This window comes from Halomonas caseinilytica, from assembly GCF_001662285.1.
GTDB classification, from domain to species: Bacteria; Pseudomonadota; Gammaproteobacteria; order Pseudomonadales; family Halomonadaceae; genus Halomonas; species Halomonas caseinilytica.
On record NZ_BDEO01000002.1, the window covers coordinates 1 to 15490 of the forward strand.

The 15490-nt window shown below is 60.7% G+C and carries 24 protein-coding genes and 1 pseudogene; 18 read left to right on the forward strand and 7 right to left on the reverse strand.

Annotation, left to right across the window (positions count from 1 at the left end):
* Positions 1-2: 2 nt before the first annotated feature.
* From HSDC_RS03965 to HSDC_RS03980, 4 genes are all read right to left on the reverse strand, one after another.
* Complete coding sequence (locus tag HSDC_RS03965) at positions 3-581, reverse strand: N-acetylmuramoyl-L-alanine amidase (protein WP_064698659.1); 579 nt, start codon at positions 579-581, stop codon at positions 3-5.
* A gap of 260 nt (positions 582-841) precedes the next feature.
* Positions 842-1222: a hypothetical protein gene (locus HSDC_RS03970; RefSeq protein ID WP_137055183.1), complete on the reverse strand. Its 381-nt coding sequence runs from the start codon at positions 1220-1222 to the stop codon at positions 842-844.
* 277 nt (positions 1223-1499) lie between these two features.
* Entirely contained in the window at positions 1500-2957 is a 1458-nt protein-coding gene (locus tag HSDC_RS03975) for a primase-helicase family protein (protein ID WP_064698661.1), read from the reverse strand.
* Positions 2957-3991: a PriCT-2 domain-containing protein gene (locus HSDC_RS03980; RefSeq protein ID WP_064698662.1), complete on the reverse strand. Its 1035-nt coding sequence runs from the start codon at positions 3989-3991 to the stop codon at positions 2957-2959. Before HSDC_RS03980 ends, HSDC_RS03975 begins: the two co-directional genes overlap by 1 nt.
* A gap of 103 nt (positions 3992-4094) precedes the next feature.
* Between HSDC_RS03980 and HSDC_RS16370 the strand changes: the two genes are divergently transcribed.
* Positions 4095-4394, forward strand: a complete 300-nt coding sequence (locus HSDC_RS16370) for a hypothetical protein (protein ID WP_082919940.1) — start codon at positions 4095-4097, stop codon at positions 4392-4394.
* Positions 4395-4408: 14 nt separating this feature from the next.
* Here the strand turns inward: HSDC_RS16370 and HSDC_RS03990 are convergent, their stop codons facing one another.
* From HSDC_RS03990 to HSDC_RS17075, 3 genes are all read right to left on the reverse strand, one after another.
* Positions 4409-4621 (reverse strand): TraR/DksA C4-type zinc finger protein, encoded by a 213-nt coding sequence (locus HSDC_RS03990; RefSeq protein ID WP_064698664.1) that lies wholly within the window; start codon positions 4619-4621, stop codon positions 4409-4411.
* Positions 4614-5117 (reverse strand): phage regulatory CII family protein, encoded by a 504-nt coding sequence (locus HSDC_RS03995; RefSeq protein ID WP_064698665.1) that lies wholly within the window; start codon positions 5115-5117, stop codon positions 4614-4616. The genes HSDC_RS03990 and HSDC_RS03995 overlap by 8 nt, the downstream gene beginning before the upstream one ends.
* Positions 5118-5290: 173 nt before the next feature.
* Positions 5291-5518: a helix-turn-helix transcriptional regulator gene (locus HSDC_RS17075; RefSeq protein WP_064698666.1), complete on the reverse strand. Its 228-nt coding sequence runs from the start codon at positions 5516-5518 to the stop codon at positions 5291-5293.
* 112 nt (positions 5519-5630) lie between these two features.
* Here HSDC_RS17075 and HSDC_RS17080 point away from each other — a divergent pair.
* From HSDC_RS17080 to HSDC_RS04075, 17 genes and pseudogenes are all read left to right on the forward strand, one after another.
* Positions 5631-5807, forward strand: a pseudogene (locus HSDC_RS17080) (helix-turn-helix domain-containing protein); the annotation flags it as partial.
* A complete protein-coding gene (locus HSDC_RS04005) occupies positions 5808-6287 on the forward strand; it encodes a S24 family peptidase (RefSeq protein ID WP_244883828.1) in 480 nt (159 codons plus the stop codon).
* A gap of 93 nt (positions 6288-6380) precedes the next feature.
* Positions 6381-6569, forward strand: a complete 189-nt coding sequence (locus HSDC_RS16825) for a hypothetical protein (protein ID WP_064698668.1) — start codon at positions 6381-6383, stop codon at positions 6567-6569.
* On the forward strand, positions 6566-6823 hold the full coding sequence (locus tag HSDC_RS04015) for a hypothetical protein (protein WP_064698669.1): 258 nt from the start codon (positions 6566-6568) through the stop codon (positions 6821-6823). The genes HSDC_RS16825 and HSDC_RS04015 overlap by 4 nt, the downstream gene beginning before the upstream one ends.
* A gap of 74 nt (positions 6824-6897) precedes the next feature.
* Positions 6898-7083, forward strand: coding sequence for a hypothetical protein (locus HSDC_RS16625; protein ID WP_137055185.1), 186 nt, complete (start codon positions 6898-6900; stop codon positions 7081-7083).
* On the forward strand, positions 7080-7373 hold the full coding sequence (locus HSDC_RS04020; RefSeq protein ID WP_064698670.1) for a phage antirepressor KilAC domain-containing protein: 294 nt from the start codon (positions 7080-7082) through the stop codon (positions 7371-7373). Before HSDC_RS16625 ends, HSDC_RS04020 begins: the two co-directional genes overlap by 4 nt.
* Before the next feature lie 10 nt (positions 7374-7383).
* Positions 7384-7755 (forward strand): pyocin activator PrtN family protein, encoded by a 372-nt coding sequence (locus HSDC_RS04025; RefSeq protein WP_082919950.1) that lies wholly within the window; start codon positions 7384-7386, stop codon positions 7753-7755.
* 43 nt (positions 7756-7798) lie between these two features.
* Complete coding sequence (locus HSDC_RS04030) at positions 7799-8158, forward strand: YfdP family phage-associated protein (protein ID WP_064698671.1); 360 nt, start codon at positions 7799-7801, stop codon at positions 8156-8158.
* Positions 8159-8209: 51 nt separating this feature from the next.
* Complete coding sequence (locus HSDC_RS04035) at positions 8210-9013, forward strand: YfdQ family protein (protein ID WP_073292212.1); 804 nt, start codon at positions 8210-8212, stop codon at positions 9011-9013.
* A 74-nt stretch (positions 9014-9087) separates the two neighbouring features.
* Entirely contained in the window at positions 9088-9735 is a 648-nt protein-coding gene (locus HSDC_RS04040) for a hypothetical protein (RefSeq protein ID WP_064698672.1), read from the forward strand.
* Positions 9736-9749: 14 nt separating this feature from the next.
* Positions 9750-9959, forward strand: coding sequence for a hypothetical protein (locus tag HSDC_RS04045; protein ID WP_064698673.1), 210 nt, complete (start codon positions 9750-9752; stop codon positions 9957-9959).
* A 150-nt stretch (positions 9960-10109) separates the two neighbouring features.
* The gene (locus HSDC_RS04050; protein ID WP_064698674.1) at positions 10110-11255 is read left to right on the forward strand and encodes a site-specific integrase; all 1146 of its coding nucleotides are present in this window, start codon (positions 10110-10112) and stop codon (positions 11253-11255) included.
* A gap of 630 nt (positions 11256-11885) precedes the next feature.
* Positions 11886-12752 (forward strand): alpha/beta hydrolase, encoded by an 867-nt coding sequence (locus HSDC_RS04055; protein ID WP_064698675.1) that lies wholly within the window; start codon positions 11886-11888, stop codon positions 12750-12752.
* A gap of 308 nt (positions 12753-13060) precedes the next feature.
* Entirely contained in the window at positions 13061-13507 is a 447-nt protein-coding gene (locus HSDC_RS04060; protein WP_064698676.1) for a DUF2501 domain-containing protein, read from the forward strand.
* A gap of 284 nt (positions 13508-13791) precedes the next feature.
* Positions 13792-14415 carry a dihydrofolate reductase family protein gene (locus HSDC_RS04065; RefSeq protein WP_244534490.1) on the forward strand — a complete coding sequence of 208 codons (624 nt, stop codon included), beginning with the start codon at positions 13792-13794 and terminating at the stop codon, positions 14413-14415.
* A 160-nt stretch (positions 14416-14575) separates the two neighbouring features.
* Entirely contained in the window at positions 14576-14902 is a 327-nt protein-coding gene (locus HSDC_RS04070; protein WP_064698678.1) for a hypothetical protein, read from the forward strand.
* A gap of 240 nt (positions 14903-15142) precedes the next feature.
* Positions 15143-15445, forward strand: coding sequence for a hypothetical protein (locus HSDC_RS04075; protein ID WP_064698679.1), 303 nt, complete (start codon positions 15143-15145; stop codon positions 15443-15445).
* Positions 15446-15490 lie beyond the last annotated feature (45 nt).

The following is a 15490-nucleotide window of genomic DNA, read 5'->3' on the forward strand; positions in this document are numbered from 1 at the left end:
GGTTATCCCTTATCGTCTCGGGCGTGCTCGGCGATGACCCGAGCCAGCCGGTCAGCCAACACCTCGCGATGCAGCATGTACTGCTGGAGATCGCCGGCGTTGGTGAGAAAGAACAGCTCGTGGATGATGCCGCCACCATCGCTGACAAAGGCCAGCCGGTAGTGCTGGCCGGCGTCCTCCGGCTTTGTGCCACGGCTGGCAATGCCGAGGACCGCAGCCGTTACCTCACAGAGACGGCCTGCCAGCGGATACGCCGAGCGACGCGAGAGCGTCTCGGTGCCGGTGGCCGCCGGAGTCGCGGCATTGCAGTGGAACTCGATGGCAATGTCAGCGCCGGCGGCGATCTTGACCGCCTCGCGCAACGGCAGGTTATCGCCGGCATCGCCATCGGTGAGGTGCCGGATGCCCTGGCGGGCCAGCGCCTGGCTCAGCAGGTCGCGGAACTCCAGGACGATCTCCGCCTCGGTCACGCCATGGGCAACGGCACCGGGATCGGTGTCACTATGGCCGGCACTGATCATCACGGTATGCACCTGCGGTGCCGCTTTCGGTACCGCCGCAACCTCAGTGACCCAGCCCATGCAACACCTCCAGATAAGTGCCGGCCGGAGCCGGCGCCGCCCACCACGGCGGGAGTAACTCGGTGCGTCAGAGGCGCCAACGAAAAACCCCGGCTCGAGGGCCGGGGCTTCTGTCGTCTTCGTATCGATTCACCGATCAGGCGCAACTATCTGACGGTAGCTATATGATGGGCGGCGAGTGCGGTGGCAACAAGCGGGTGGTAATGCCAACGCCGTAATGCGCAGGTAGAACGACTCCAGGTCGCCCTAATACGATGTGTTCATGCGCGGGTTTGCTTCCTCAGCTGATCGCCCAGCACCGACTGCAACGCTTCATGCAGGCGGTCCAGCCGGTCATAGTACGTCCGGCGAGCGATCCCCAGCCGCCGCGCCTTCTCGTCGCTGTACCCGTTCCAGCGATAGTGCTCATGAGCCAGCACTTGGTGGCGATCATCGAGCTGCTGGAGGGCCTGCTCGATCTGCCACGCCAGTTCGTCCATCTCTCCCAGATTGAGCGGGTCACGGCTACCCTTCGGCCCACTGGATCGGGGCGGGATGCCACCGAACTCCACCAGCCGGCCGATCGGCGAGCACTGGCGCATGCCCTGCCCTCGGTGCTGGTCGGCCCAGTGCTTCAGCAGTTCGTCCATTCTCGCAATCATGTGGTGTGCTCCTCGTCGTGGTGGTAACCAGGCCTGGTGGGGGCCTCTGTCGGAACGTCTGACTATCTGTCGGAATGTCTGTCTGATGAATTTCCTGTGTCCCATCAGCTAGTTATTTCATTCTTCAGACAGTCAGACAGAATATATAAGGGGTTAGTCGTGTGCGTACGCGCGCGCATGGGCTACCGGGAAAATCAGCGTCGGACTGTCGGAAACCGCGTGGTTGCGGCAATCCTGCGTCTGAAAGTCCGTCTGATGGTCTGTCTGACTGTCGGACTCACTGGCGAGCTCCCTCGTCGGATTTCAGCTCGAGCTTGAAACGGAAGGTCCTCGCCTGCTCGGCCGCATGGTCAGGCCAGCCTGTCTTGCCAATCCGGTCAGCCTGCTCAGGGGGCACGAACAGCCGAGTCGTCTTGAACTCACCGTTCGTCGCTGGATATCGAATGTCTCGTCGATCGCGCATCAGATCTCGAGCCACTTCATCGCAGAACCATCGCTGCTTGGTCTTGAACTCGTTGGTATTCTCGCACCATCGCAGGAAGGCCTTCCAGAGGTCGGAGACCGCCACCACTCCGTAAGGCAGCCCTAGGTCACCCGCTCGCCACTCATGCACGAAGAAGCGCGCCGGCGACAGGCTCGAGTCGATCAACCGCTGCTTGGCATCCGACAATGGCGGCTTGGTGTGGGCCTTGAAGTCCCCCAGGTCGAGATCCAGCAAGTAGCGGTAGAAGCACTCGACGCCACCCTGGTCGATCTCCTCGGCCAGCTTCTCGAAGTAGTCCGGGGGCGGTACATCCTCCACGTGCAACACGAAGTAGCGCCGATCCCCCAGGTCGAGCTCTAGCGGTACGGTCGAGTTGGAGAGGAAGACGAAGTTCACATGGTTGCGCTCGCTGCGCAGCGGCATATTCTTCTCGTTGATTTGCAGCTCGTCACCGGTCACCACGTGCTTGAGTACGCCCTTGTAATGGGCCTTCTCCGCCCGGCTGACAACCTCTTCAGCCAAGGCGAACAACCGGCGCGACTGCCAGCCAGTGAACTGGCTCTCCAGCTGCGCCTGGCCGATCGTGATGCCGTACTCGCCATAGATGCGCTTGAGGATGCCCTCGAACAGCAACGACTTGCCAGTGCCCTCCGAGCCATGCACGAGCACCGCCGTCGCCATCTTGGTGCCCGGACGCTGCAGCGGTAAGGCCATCCACTTGAGTAACCAGAAGTATTCCTCCTCCCGGTATCCGCACAACCGCCAAACGTGGTTGAGAATTCGCTCGCAGCCCTGACGAGACCGGGCATCCGGCTCCATCTTGAATCCATCGTACAGATTGACCGCCAGTCGTGGATCGACCGTTTCAGTAGGGTCGAACACCACCTCCTCGGCAATCATCCGCCAAGGATGGTCCTGCCATTCCTTGAAGGTTTCCCGACCCACCGCCTCGCGAACGTGAGGCACGCGGATCAACTTACGCCGCTGGCCATCCCAGATCAGGTCAGTGCCGTAGATCAGCCGGAAGTGGTGGAGCATGTCCTCCTTCCGCACGCGGACGCCATAGGGATTGTCCTCCCCTTCCCCCTCCGGCGGGTGTGAGCGCGCGCTGGGGTCATCCTCAGCCTGGTCACCGCACGCCCGGGAGGGGGCCACGGGGAGGGCCTCATCATTGGCTGCCTGGAGAGACGCATTGATCCTGTCACGAACGGCGTCCAGCCCTTGCGCGATATGCAGGTCATTAAAATCCATCAGGCTGCCTCCGTGCGCTCAGTCGTCGGGAACACCGCCACGGCGTTTAGCGCCTCAGCCACTTGCTCGGCCTTGCGTCGGCCGGGATTGTTGGCCACCTCCGGGTCATCATCTCCGCAGATCACCAGTTGAGCATCCGGGTACAAATTGCGCAGCAGCGGCGCCACTCGGGCCAGGTTCCCGGCATCCAGTGCCACGGCCACCGGCCAGCCCATCGCTGCGTGAATGCTCGCCGCTGTGGCATAACCCTCGGCCACACCGATCAGCGGCGCACCCTCCGGCTCGCCGAGCATGTGCCATAGTCCAGCCTTACGGCCGTACTTGGGAAACAACTTGGTGCCGTTGGCCTTGATCACCTGCAGCGAGTGCACCATGCCCTCGACATCGCGCAGCGGAATGACCAGGTCGCTCTGCTGGATGCGCAGGAACGACACATGGTCCGGCCGAGGCTTGGGCAGTTCGTCGAAGAAACGCTTCACTTCCTCGCCCGCCCACACGTTGGTCATCTGAGCCCGGTCATCGATGCTGATCACCAGCACACAGCGCGGGAACCACACGCCGTGCGCCCCCACCTGCTTGTGCTCTAGGTAGGGCGAGCGCCCCTGGTCTCGGCAGTGGTGCTGCAGCACATGCCGACAGGCCATGCCCACCGCCCGATGCATCGCCGCCCGGCGTTCCTCATCGGCCTCGATCTCGGCCTCGCGCGCCTTGCGCCGCTCCTCCGCTTCGGCCTTCAGCCGCCGGCGATCCTCGGCACTCATCTCGCGGCGCTCACGCTGCCAACCACCGTCGATCGCCAACTTGATGATGGTCCCCAGGCGCACATGTCCGGGTGTCAGGCTGCGCCATACGCTCTTGGCGTCGGCGACTTTATAGCTGCTGGCCTGCTGGCTCCACTCGTCCCAGGCCGCGAAGCCATCATCGCCGTATTCCGTTTTGCAGGCGTTGCCCACGTTGACCCACGTCTCGCGATCATCGGCAGGGATGTACTGCAGGGCCAGGCGCAGCTCTTCTGTAGTCAGAGGATCATGCATAAACACCTCCTCTCTGAGCCACCCCATAGCGAACAACATTACATCCTCCACTGTCTAAATAAGGGAGCCGAAAATAATCCGAGAGCAAAAAGAGGGTATATCCATGGCTAATACGGAACTGAAGACAAAAATCCTTGATCACGTCACGGAGCATCGCGTCTTCGAGTTCACTATCCCGATTGAAGCAACCCATTTTAAAGATCATAGTTGGCATGAAGTGCTCGCCGCTTGCGACGACCTGCAAAGGTCGGGATTTCTGAGCTACGAACTTCCACAACAACGTCTCTCCTACATCCGCCCTACCGACAAGCCCGGCTTTAATGGAGCAGAACGCGTCTTGCTCAATGGCAACGAAAAGGTCGTTTTGGTCACGCCAAAGAAGCTTGACAGCCCTGATGGATAAGCATCTCGCCATGCTCATCGACGCCCCTCCCTGATCGTCTGGCACGCCACGCAGGTGGCCACGCCCGGCAGCCGTTCACGACGAGCGGCGGGGATTTCCTCGCCGCAGTCCTCGCACTCGGTCGGACCTTGCTGCGCGGTAGCCTGGGCGGCCGCTGCCTGGCGGGCGGCCAGCGCCTGGTCCATCCGCCAATCGATGTAATCCTGGGCAATATCAGCTTTATCCATCGTACTCATCCCCCACATTGACCGCCGCGACCTCCAGTGCCAGCACCGCCTGCATCAGGCGGCGGGCACGCATGCGCAGCTCGGCTTGCTCGCGCTCATCGACGATCCCGTCGCGGGTCGTCTCGCGCACGCTGCGCAGCAGAGCGCCCAGCTGGTCGTGCAGCACCCCGATCACCTCGATCAGGTCATGCGGTGTTTCGGCCTGGCAGGTATCCGGCCGCATCCAGATCACACCACCGGCCACCTCGCCGATAGAGTCGAGGACGCGCTCATCCTGGGTAGCGCCCAGCACCGCCTCCAGTGAATCGAGGTCGATCCGGTGCGGCTCATGGGTTGGGCTCAAACGATGCTGCAGGGTGGTGGGGTTCAAACCGAACAAGGCGGCGATAGCCTTGGCACCGCCGGGATACTCCCGCGCGGCATGGTAGAGAGACAGGTTGAGCGGTAGCACCTCGCGCTGGGCGCGGTCTACCGACGAGGGCCAGCGTTTCGACATGGCGTTACTCCCGTATCGTTGCCATGCGCCACGCTTGCCAATGCGTTATCATGCCAAGCGTGCCACATGTGGTGTGCGCACACGCAGAGAGAGCCTGTGGTGGGCATAACCTCTCTGCACCCGCCGGGGAGACGTCTGTGGTGGGCAGATCCCCGGCACCCACAGGCCGCCGCTTAGGCGGCCTGTCCTTTTCGGTTCCGCTTCGGCGGAAACACGTCATCAAGCGTGCAGTCAGCCCCCAAAACCTGCAGGGCGTGAACAATGTCGCGACTGATATCCAGAGAGGGAGTACGTAGCCCCGTCTCATAGTTGCTCAGGCGCGGCGAAGGCCAACCGAGCTGGCCAGCCAGGTCCTTCTGCTTGATGCCGTTCTTATGTCGAATGTCTGCGATTCGGTTCATAGCCTGCCTACACAGAACTCAGGTCAGTAGCCCCAAGATATTCACGTTTAGTGAGAAAGTCCACCCCAAAAAGTGAGAAACATAGATAACGGAGCGTGATATTTTCACGGGCATGGAGACCCTCGGCGAACGAATAGCGCGCTTACGCCGCGCTAAGAAGTACACACAGCATACCTTCGCGGATGCCTGCGGCTGGGATTCAGCGTCGCGGGTGGGCAATTATGAGCGAGACCTCAGAGAGCCGAGCCTGGCTGACCTTCGCCTCATGGCGAGGATACTAGGCGTCCCGTTGATCGAACTGATCGAAGGTGACACGCCCAACGAAGTGCGCGAGCTCCCCGAGCAGTATGCTGCGATCCCCCAGCTCACCGCGATAGCCGCCGCCGGCAACGGTCACCTGAACGACCATGTCGAGGTAAACGGCGGCCTAGTATTCAAGCGCGAATGGCTGCACCGGAAAGGCCTGAAACCCCAACACCTTATCGCCTTTTACGCCGAGGGCCACAGCATGGAGCCTACCATCGCAGATGGCGATGTACTGCTCCTCGATAAAAGCCAGACCGATCCCGTGACTCGCGGAATCTATGCCATCCGTCGCCCCAACGGCGAGATCAGCGTGAAGCGTCTCATCCAATCTCTCACCGGTCGTTGGACTATCCGCAGCGACAACGATGACAAGCGCCAATTCCCTGATGAACCAGTCTCCCAGGATGAAATGGAGGGACTGGCGATACTCGGTCGAATCGTGTGGCATGCGGGCGTTCTGTGACACATAACGAAGACTGATTTTCACGTTTTGGTTGACAACATCGTCACATTGCGTGATGTTTAATGCCATACCCGCCCACCACGGAGTATGGCAATGCACACCACGACCACCACCCCCTGCCGGGTGTACCTGCACCCGGCTGCGGTCTTCGGACCCATCTCCCTGCGTGCCATCGAGCACGTCACCGGCCGTAAAGCCGTCATCGACGACACCGGCAGGAAAGTCCAGCTAATCCCCAAGTCCCAGCACGCCCGACTGTCTCAGCCGGGAGGTGCCGCATGATGACCACATCCCAGGAACGCGCCCTGCGTCGTCTGCTCAAGGTCGGCGGCAAACTGCAGCTGCCGGGCTTTCTCTCCTCAATCACGGTCCACGTCGAGTGCGCCGAGGCGACCACGATCGGCAAGGACGTGGCGCACGTCAGCATCACCGAGGGTGACTTCCTCGTCTGCCACTACCAACGCTTGAGCGCCCGGGACCTCTACCCGCTCGTCGCTGAGCGACTGGATGACCTGGTGATGGGAGGTGCGGCATGAGCATGACGGCCCTCGGCACGCCAATAACATCCGGCGTCACCAGCGCCCTGCAGGAGCTGCTGGCGAGGTGACCTATGACCCGATTTACAGATCCAGCCGCTGCTATCGCAGAGGCGGAGTATCTCGCCGCACAGACCGACCAGCCCCAGGCCATCGTCCGCGATGGAGATGGGATGCAGGTGATGGACTACAGCGATGCCTGGCACCAACGCCTGAATGTCATCGAGACCGTGACCCCGACATGGGAGGACATCGAATGACCCGCTACACCCTCAAACAAGCCGCCGCCCTGCTCGGCACCGGCCGCACCACCCTGTGCCGCGAGCTGCGCGAGATGGGCATGCTCGACAGCCACAACCTTGGCACCCGGCAGCACACGAGCGCCGGCCGTCTGATCGTCGAGCTGCGCACCTTCAAACACGTTGGCCTGGGCCAACCCAAGCCCTACGGCAAAACATTCGTGACCGACCGTGGACTGCTCTATATCGCCAACCGCCTGGGTCGCGATGTCGTCACCCAACGAGAGGCCGCCAACGATGCGCAGGCCTGAGTCGACGAGCATGCCGGCCTGGCTCGACGACGCCGAGCCGGTCAGCACCGTCGCCCTGCTCTATCGCGAGTTCGGCGACGTGCTGATTCCCATCGAGGCCGTGCGGCAGCGCTATTTCCGCAATCGCAAGGCTGAACGTTTCCGGCGCGCCCTGCGCGAGGGGGAGATTCCTCTCCCTGTAGTGAAGCTCGACAGCAGTTACAAGGGGCAGGGCTTTATCTGCCTCTACCAGCTGGCCGCTTACATCGAGCACCAGGCCCGCCAGGCAGCCGCCCGGCACGAGGTCATGATCACCACCTCGGACAGCGACCGACGCTTGCGCGACCGCCTGATCGACGCGGTACCACTCACCGATTCCCGACCGGCAACCGCCGGGGAATGACCGGCCCAAAGGGCCAACCACCACCACGAAGAGGACACACACCATGACAGACCAACCCACCACCGACATCAACGCCCTGCTCGATGACCTCGATGCCGGCGTGTTCCGCGAGAAGCTGGGCCGCGCCCTGACTGACGTCGCTGCCGGCGTCGTCCAGCACGGCAAAGCCGGCGACGTGACGATCAAGCTCTCGCTGAAACGGATCGCCGACAGCCGCCAGGTCAACTGCGACCACAAGCTGACCTATACCCAGCCCACGGCCAAGGGCAAGAAGAGCGAGGAGAACACCACCTCTACCCCGCTCTATGTCGGTCGCGGCGGCACGTTGAGCCTGTTTCCCGAGGAACAAGGCAAGTTCGATTTCGCCCAGCCGCAGGGCCAGGGCACCACCCAGGGCGCGTAATCGCCCTTCCACTCACCACATAACCCACCCGCACACCACATAGGAACCATCATGGAAGCTCAAGCACTCGAAAAGATCGTCGCCCTCGCCCACGCCAGCCAGATCGGCAACCCGGGCACCGACGTGCCGACCATGCTCGTGCCGCACGGCTACTCGCTGGAATCCCTCGAGCGGTATCAGGATTTCCCCAGCCGCTTTCGAGGCACCTATTCGACCAGCTCGATCGAGGACTACGCCGCCTATGTCAACGGCGAAGCCATCGCCCGCGTGTTCGTCGACACCGACGACATGGACGCCGAGGCATTCTTCGATCTGGGCGATGCCGACAGCGCCGGCCACGGCGAGCACCGCGCCCGCTTGAAATTGCAGCGCACCGCGCCTTATACCGCCTGCCTGCAGGCCCACGAGCGTGCCTTCGGCCAGAAAGAGTTGGCCCATTGGATCGAGGACTGGCATGCCCACATCACCGGCGAGAGCACCTCGGGCAAGGAGCTGACCGTCAAGGAACTGGCGACCCTGGTGCGACGCATCGAGGTGAAGGCCAGCAGCGAGCGTACCCACGAAGAAGGCGACTGGAACACCCAAAGCTCCGGCCTCGATGCCCTCGACGCCCGCGCCGGCGAGGACACCCCCGCGTTCATCCGTTTCGCCTGCCTGCCTTATGAAGGCCTGCGCCTGCGCACCTTCGACCTGCGCGTGTCGATCCTCACCGACGACAGCAAGCCGCGTCTCAAGCTGCGCATCACCGGCCTCGAGGGCATCCAGGAAGAGATCGCCAAGGAGTTCAAGCAGGTGCTCGGCGAACACCTCGGTGATCACGCCACCCTGCTGCTCGGCAACTTCGCCAAGCGCTAACCCCAAACCCACCGACACCCCGCCGCTGCCCACCACGGCGGCGGGGCTGACCACCACGCACGGGAGCACACCACATGATTCGTCATCAGCTACTCGACCACCCGATGTTCGATGAGCAGCCACTCGAGGAGATCCTCAAGCCCTTCGGATTCGAGGTCAGCCTCAAGCTGACCGAGCCCCCTATTGATCCGGTCGTCGACGTTCCCGAGGCCATCGACGCCTACGCGAACAATCCCAATGCCTATATCGACCGGCTCAGCTTCGAGCACCCCAACGGGTTCACCGAGATCGACCGGAGCGAAAACGACGACGGCGACATCTACAGCGTGGCCGTCCGCGCCAAGACGGTGTTCGCCCAGCTGCTGCTGTGCGCCGATTCCATCTTTGCCGGCCCGAACAGTTCCTATGTCGACGTCTATCACGAGCGCATGCGGCAGCTCTCGACCGAGGGATTCAGCCATGAGCGTGATGATGGGTACGTCAACGGTCAGCTCGGGTTCGCCGCCGCGAGCTACGCCTATGCGGCCTCCCTCCCGGAGAGGTTCCGGGGCCGGGTGACTGGCATCTACTCGATCGACAATGACCCTATTCTCCGCGACATGTGGCCCGCGACCTGGAGCAAGAAGTGGTGGAAGCCCAGCGACCGGCGCCACGACCTGGTTAAAGCCGGTGCCCTGATCCTCGCCGAGATCGAACGCCTAGATCGCACCGCCGAGCGGTAGGGAGAGGAAGCATCATGATTCCATTCGCTATCGGCTACGCCGCAGGCGTGATCTCCGTCGCAGTGGTGGCCGCCCTGCTCATCGCTAAGGGCGCCAAAGATCTCAACCATCGTGGCGAGGTCGTGCATTCTTACGATCCTAAACCTGGCATTAACACGCACGAGATGCCAAGCCAGGAACGCTCCGAGGTGCTACCAAAAGGAGATCGCAATGCTGCCCGTTGATCACGTCACGATTGAGCGCTTCGCCGAACTGACTGGCTACACCGAAGGAGCGGTGCGCTCGAAGATCCGCGACGGCAAATGGCGCAACGGCCATGAATTCATCAAGGCCCCGGACGGCCGGGTGCTCATATCATTGGAGGGATACGCACGGTGGGTAACAAGCGGAGCAACTACGAAGGGGTCCGGGTCGCTTCGGCCAGCACTGTCGAGATCGACTTCTACTACCAGGGAGTCCGCTGCCGCGAACGCCTCAAGCTCCAGCCCACGCCCGCTAACCTGAAGAAAGCAGCGCGCCACCGCGCCGCGATCATCGACGCGATCGAGGCCGGCCAATTCGACTACCAGGTGACATTCCCGCGCAGCAAGAACGCTCGCAAGTTCCTGCGCGGGGATCGGCTGGACCACTACCTGCGCAGCTGGCTCGATGCAAAGCGGCCGACGCTCAAGGCCAGTACCATCCGCACTTATGAGACGATCATCGAGCGGCTGATTATCCCCGAGTTGGGGGATCGGATGCTTGAAGAGATGACGCGACCGATCGTACGCGAGTGGGTCGCTAAACTGACGTGCGGCAACAAGCGGATCAGCAACATCCTGACCGTGCTGCGCTCGGCCTTGAGCGATGCCATGCACGACGACATGATTCCCACCAACCCCATCAAGGGCTGGCACTACCACCGCAACGATGGCCCAACCAGTAGCCGTGGACCCGATCCGTTCACCAAAGAAGAGCAGGCCGCCATCCTCTCCGCCATGCGCGACGAGGTGCGCCCCCTCTTCCAGTTCGCGTTCTGGACGGGCATGCGACCCAGCGAGTATATCGCCCTGGAGTGGGGCGACATCGACTGGAAACGCATGGAGATCACCGTCTCAAAGTCCAGTACCCGCGACGCCAAGGGCAACCTCGAGGACACAAAGACCAGCGCTGGCCGACGCACCATCAGCCTGTTGCCACCGGCGGCCCAGGCATTGAAGGACCAGAAGCGGCTCACCAGGCTGAACCCCTCGGGCCGCGTGTTTCTCTGGCCTCGCGGCCAGCAGCCATTCCGCAGCGACGCCGACATCCGCGAGAAGCTGTGGCGCCCTGCTGTGCTGCGCTCTGGCGTGCGGTACCGCACCCTCTACCAGACGCGCCACACCTTCGCCTCGATGATGCTCTCCGCCGGCGAGCCGCTTGCCTGGGTCAGCAAGCAGCTGGGCCACCGCGACGTCGTGTTCACTGCGCGCACCTACGCCAAGTGGGTACCCAATTCGTCACCGGACATCGGTATGCGCGCCGTGGAGATGTTCACCTAACGTGGTCAATTTCTAGTCAGCATTTACACATAAGATATTGAAAGATGGGGAAGTCTAGAAAATTCAAGTCTCCCCATCCGCACCATAATACCCTTATTTTTCAGCCGCCTATCGCTGTGGGCAGACACCGGGTTATAGCTCAACGGTAGAACCGCACTCGGCTCCCCCATTCCCAATCAGCCCCCTCCCCGTCCCGCTGTCTCACGATTCGCCAGTTGTCTCACGCCAAAAGCCGTCCATTACCATGGCAAAGCAGCAGCGCCCTCCCCCATACGAGCAACTCGGCCAACGCATCCAGATTGAGATCGCTGCAACAAGCCGCCGCGGAATCGCCAGGTCCATCTTGAGTCCTCGTCAGGTGCTGCTGACGACCTTGAAACGCTGAAAATGTCGAATTCCGCGGCTGCCCGCCCCCTCGGCCCAGTGCATACCGCCGGAGGCCCGGCAAGATGGGGAGCAACAAGCCAAGGATCATGCATCTACTAGCATTACTGTTCTTGATCGCATGTACCCATAGGGCTAGGTTCGACAAAGTGTTACGACTAGCCTTCGCCTTCTTGGCGCCTCTCCAACGTAAAGGGGATGAGGCAGCGAGTTCGATGAACCACAACAACCACAAGGAGTTCAGCAATGCGATATACGACCAAGGCTATGCTTGCGATCGGCTTGGTATCTACCGGTGTAGATGCTAGTGAGATTGCCCACTATGAGTTTGACTCGGAGACGCTAGGCGCCTCTTACCCCTACACTCTCTACACGCCGGATGGTTTCGACGAAAGCGACAAGCGCTACCCTGTCATGTACCTTCTCCATGGCTCTTTCGGCAATGAGGATGACTGGGCTTCCAAGGGTTCACTTCAAGAAACCGCAGATACCTTGATAGAACAAGGGAAAATACCTCCGGCTCTCATCGTAATGCCCGGCAGCCAAAGCTGGTGGGTCGATGGAAATAACGAACCCGCCGCTACAGCCTTTATCAACGACCTCCTTCCACATGTTGAAGCCACCTGGCCAGTCATCAACGATCGGGAAGGACGTGTCATCGGTGGGCTTTCAGCAGGCGGATACGGTACTATCAACTTCGTCTTTCAGCACCCTGAGATGTTTGCTGCAGGCGCTGCCTTAAGTCCGGCCGTTTACACACCCCTTCCCCCGGAACATTCGTCTGCCTGGCGCCACCCTGCCTACCTAGATGAAGAGAGCAATTTCTCCAAGGAGTTATGGAAAGATCTCAACTACACGTCCTATATCGACGACTATATGGATGGAGAGGAGATCGTGCCACTTTACATTAACTCCGGAGACCATGACACCTTCGATATTGCTTACCATGCCACTGAGCTGTATCAGATTCTCAGAGAGCACCAACCAAATCAAGTGGAGCTGCGCATCGTTGACGGCGATCATGAATGGAGTGTTTGGGAAGACACTCTGCCTGAAGCTATGGAGTATGTTTTCCGCTTTGCCAGACGTCCTCTCGGCACACTGCCTGAATAAGGAACTATGGCTTATACGGCGTCCTGTGCAAGGGCGGACTAAGGTATGGTGCCCAGGCAGGTACTTCAGGCATCAGTAGAGCAACCTCTTCGAACCCCATCTTTTGGGCAATCAGCGCTCTTCCTGCCGATCCACCGCATGGGTTAAGCGCCCTGCTCAGGACTGTGTTGAAACTACGTGGTCAGAATGAGGCGCTCACCAATACAAGAGAAAAGCCAGGAACACTGTTACAGGTGGCTGGTCACAGAAGTGGCTGCCTATGGCTTCCCGTTTCGGTGGCCACTCTTTATTCGTATGGAGACGACTATATGAAAACTCGATTGAAGGCCCTCACCATTGCTGGGCTATTCGGCCTCATGTCTATTGGGCAAGCTCACGCTCAGTCTCTTGACAGCATGAAAGACAAGGCCACTGACATGATGTCTGGCGGTGGGGGTGAAGGGGGAACAAGCCTGTTGAGCTCCCTATCGAGCGGCTCTTTCAACCCTGCAAGCTTGACCAACCTGACAGGCGTGATCAGCTACTGCCAAGAGAACGGTTATCTTGGTAGCACCGCCGATGTCGCAAAAAATCAGGTAATGGAGCAACTCGGCGTTTCATCTGAACCCACAGATGATAGCGACTACCAGCAAGGTTTGGGTGGCGTCCTTCAAGGAGACAAGCAATCGTTCAATTTAGCCTCACTTGGTGACCAGGTCGGTGAAAAAGCCTGCGGTATGGTGGCTGACCAAGCCATGTCCTTTGTCGGAGGATAGCTTTCCAGGGTGCCCCGTTACAGGCGGGCATCACTTACCCACCCGTCGTGTCTTGATCGCATCCATGCACGAGCTGTGATTCCCTCCTTGGCCACCAGTGGCTTTTTGCCAACGCGGTTGATATCGATACCCAACACAGCAGCCATGATGCCGAACACCGCCAGGGCGGAATTGTTGTCGATCTGGCGATGTCTCGTTCGACGACTGGATACGAGAAGACAAACCAGAGGAACGAGCTCATGAGAAACGTCATTGTCGGCGCCTTCGTGTCACTGGATGGCGTCATGCAGGCGCCCGGCGGGCCTCAGGAAGACCCGACCGGTGGATTCCACTACGGCGGCTGGGTCATGCCGTTGATTGACGAGGTCTTCGGTGAAGAGGTCGACAGGCTGTTCGATCAGCCCTTCGACCTTCTGCTCGGCCGTAAGACCTACGAGATCTTTGCGGCGCACTGGCCATACGCGGAGGGAGGCCCGGACGATTCCGTGGCCAAGGCGTTCAATTCGACCACCAAGTACGTAGCAACCCGAAAGGGCCTGAACCTGACCTGGAAGGGCTCGGTGGCCCTGCGTGATGCGGCGCTGGATGTCGACAGGCTGAAGCAGGAAGACGGACCGGCACTGGTCACGCAGGGCAGTACCGACTTGATTCGAACGTTGCTCGCCAACGATCTCGTCGACGAGCTCAACATGTTCACTTTCCCGATCGTGCTCGGAAGCGGCAAGAAACTGTTTAACGATGGCGCACGGGCGACGGCCTTCAAGCTGACCGCCAACCGTGTCTCCCCCAACGGGATCGTGATCTCGCGATATGAGCGCGACGGTGCGGTGAAAACCGAGGACCATGCCATGGATCCTCCCACGCCGGCGGAAGTCGCACGACGCGAGAAGCTGCAACGAGAGGGCTAGCTGACATCGTGCACTACCGAGCGACGCTCTCGCTGTCCATGGGCGCACGACACTCTCGCCACGTTGTCATCTTGTTGCCACCGGGTGTCGCCATCACGCCACAGGGCAAAGCTCCGATGTCTTGCTAGTATCCATCGGGTCTATCCCGATTGGAGTGATCATGCGTCCCATCTTCCTGCTGCCTACCGTCATCGCCCTGTCCATCCTGACGGGTTGTGCCTATCAGCCAGCACGTATCGGCTCGGTACCCGCCATCATCATCGACGACGGCCGCTATGAGCGCAGATATGACAGAGACGATGACGAGGATCGCTGGGAACGTCGCAGGGAATGGGAGGAAGAACGCTGGGAACGTGAACGCGAGCGTCGCGAAGAAGCCCGCGAACGGGCGCAAGAGCGTCGCGAACGACTCCGTGAACGCTGGGAAGACAGGCACGACGAGTGGGAGGACCGACACGACGACTGGGAAGACCGCTGGGATGACTGAGAACCGTACGCGGGATGACGCCCCACCTAGTCGCACGCGCTCTTGGGTGCTCCCCTCTCCGCCAGCCTGACCTCGGCGCCATCCATCTCGATCCTGAGGTTGGCGCCCCCCTATATTTTTCGAAAATATCGAATCGTATATGGATTTTATGTCTCTTTTGTTCGGCCTAAGAAATCTATTAGCATACTAATTATTGAGAGGAAGGCCTCTCGAGACACGCCGAAACACAGGAGATACACCATGAAATTCAAGCCGATGTTCTCAGCACTGTTGATCGCCGCTCTTCCGCTCGCCGCCCAGGCTGGCCAGGCACCAGCGCTCACCAAGCAATTGAACGAGCCGCTGTCCACTGCCAGCCAGACAGAAGACCAGAAGATCCAAGGTCATGCGCCAGTGGCAGATGTCTCCTCCGATCTCGTGGCCGAAGGCAGCAGCGCCGCCATGACCAAGGCCCGCCTCAAGCTGCAGGCAAAACAGCAACACACGACCGATATCGCAGTGACAGGCGATCCCCTGGCTCCGGCCCACGAAGCCACCAGCTAAAAAATGGCCGCCCGCCAGGCCTCCCCGGGCAAAGGTGACGCGCTA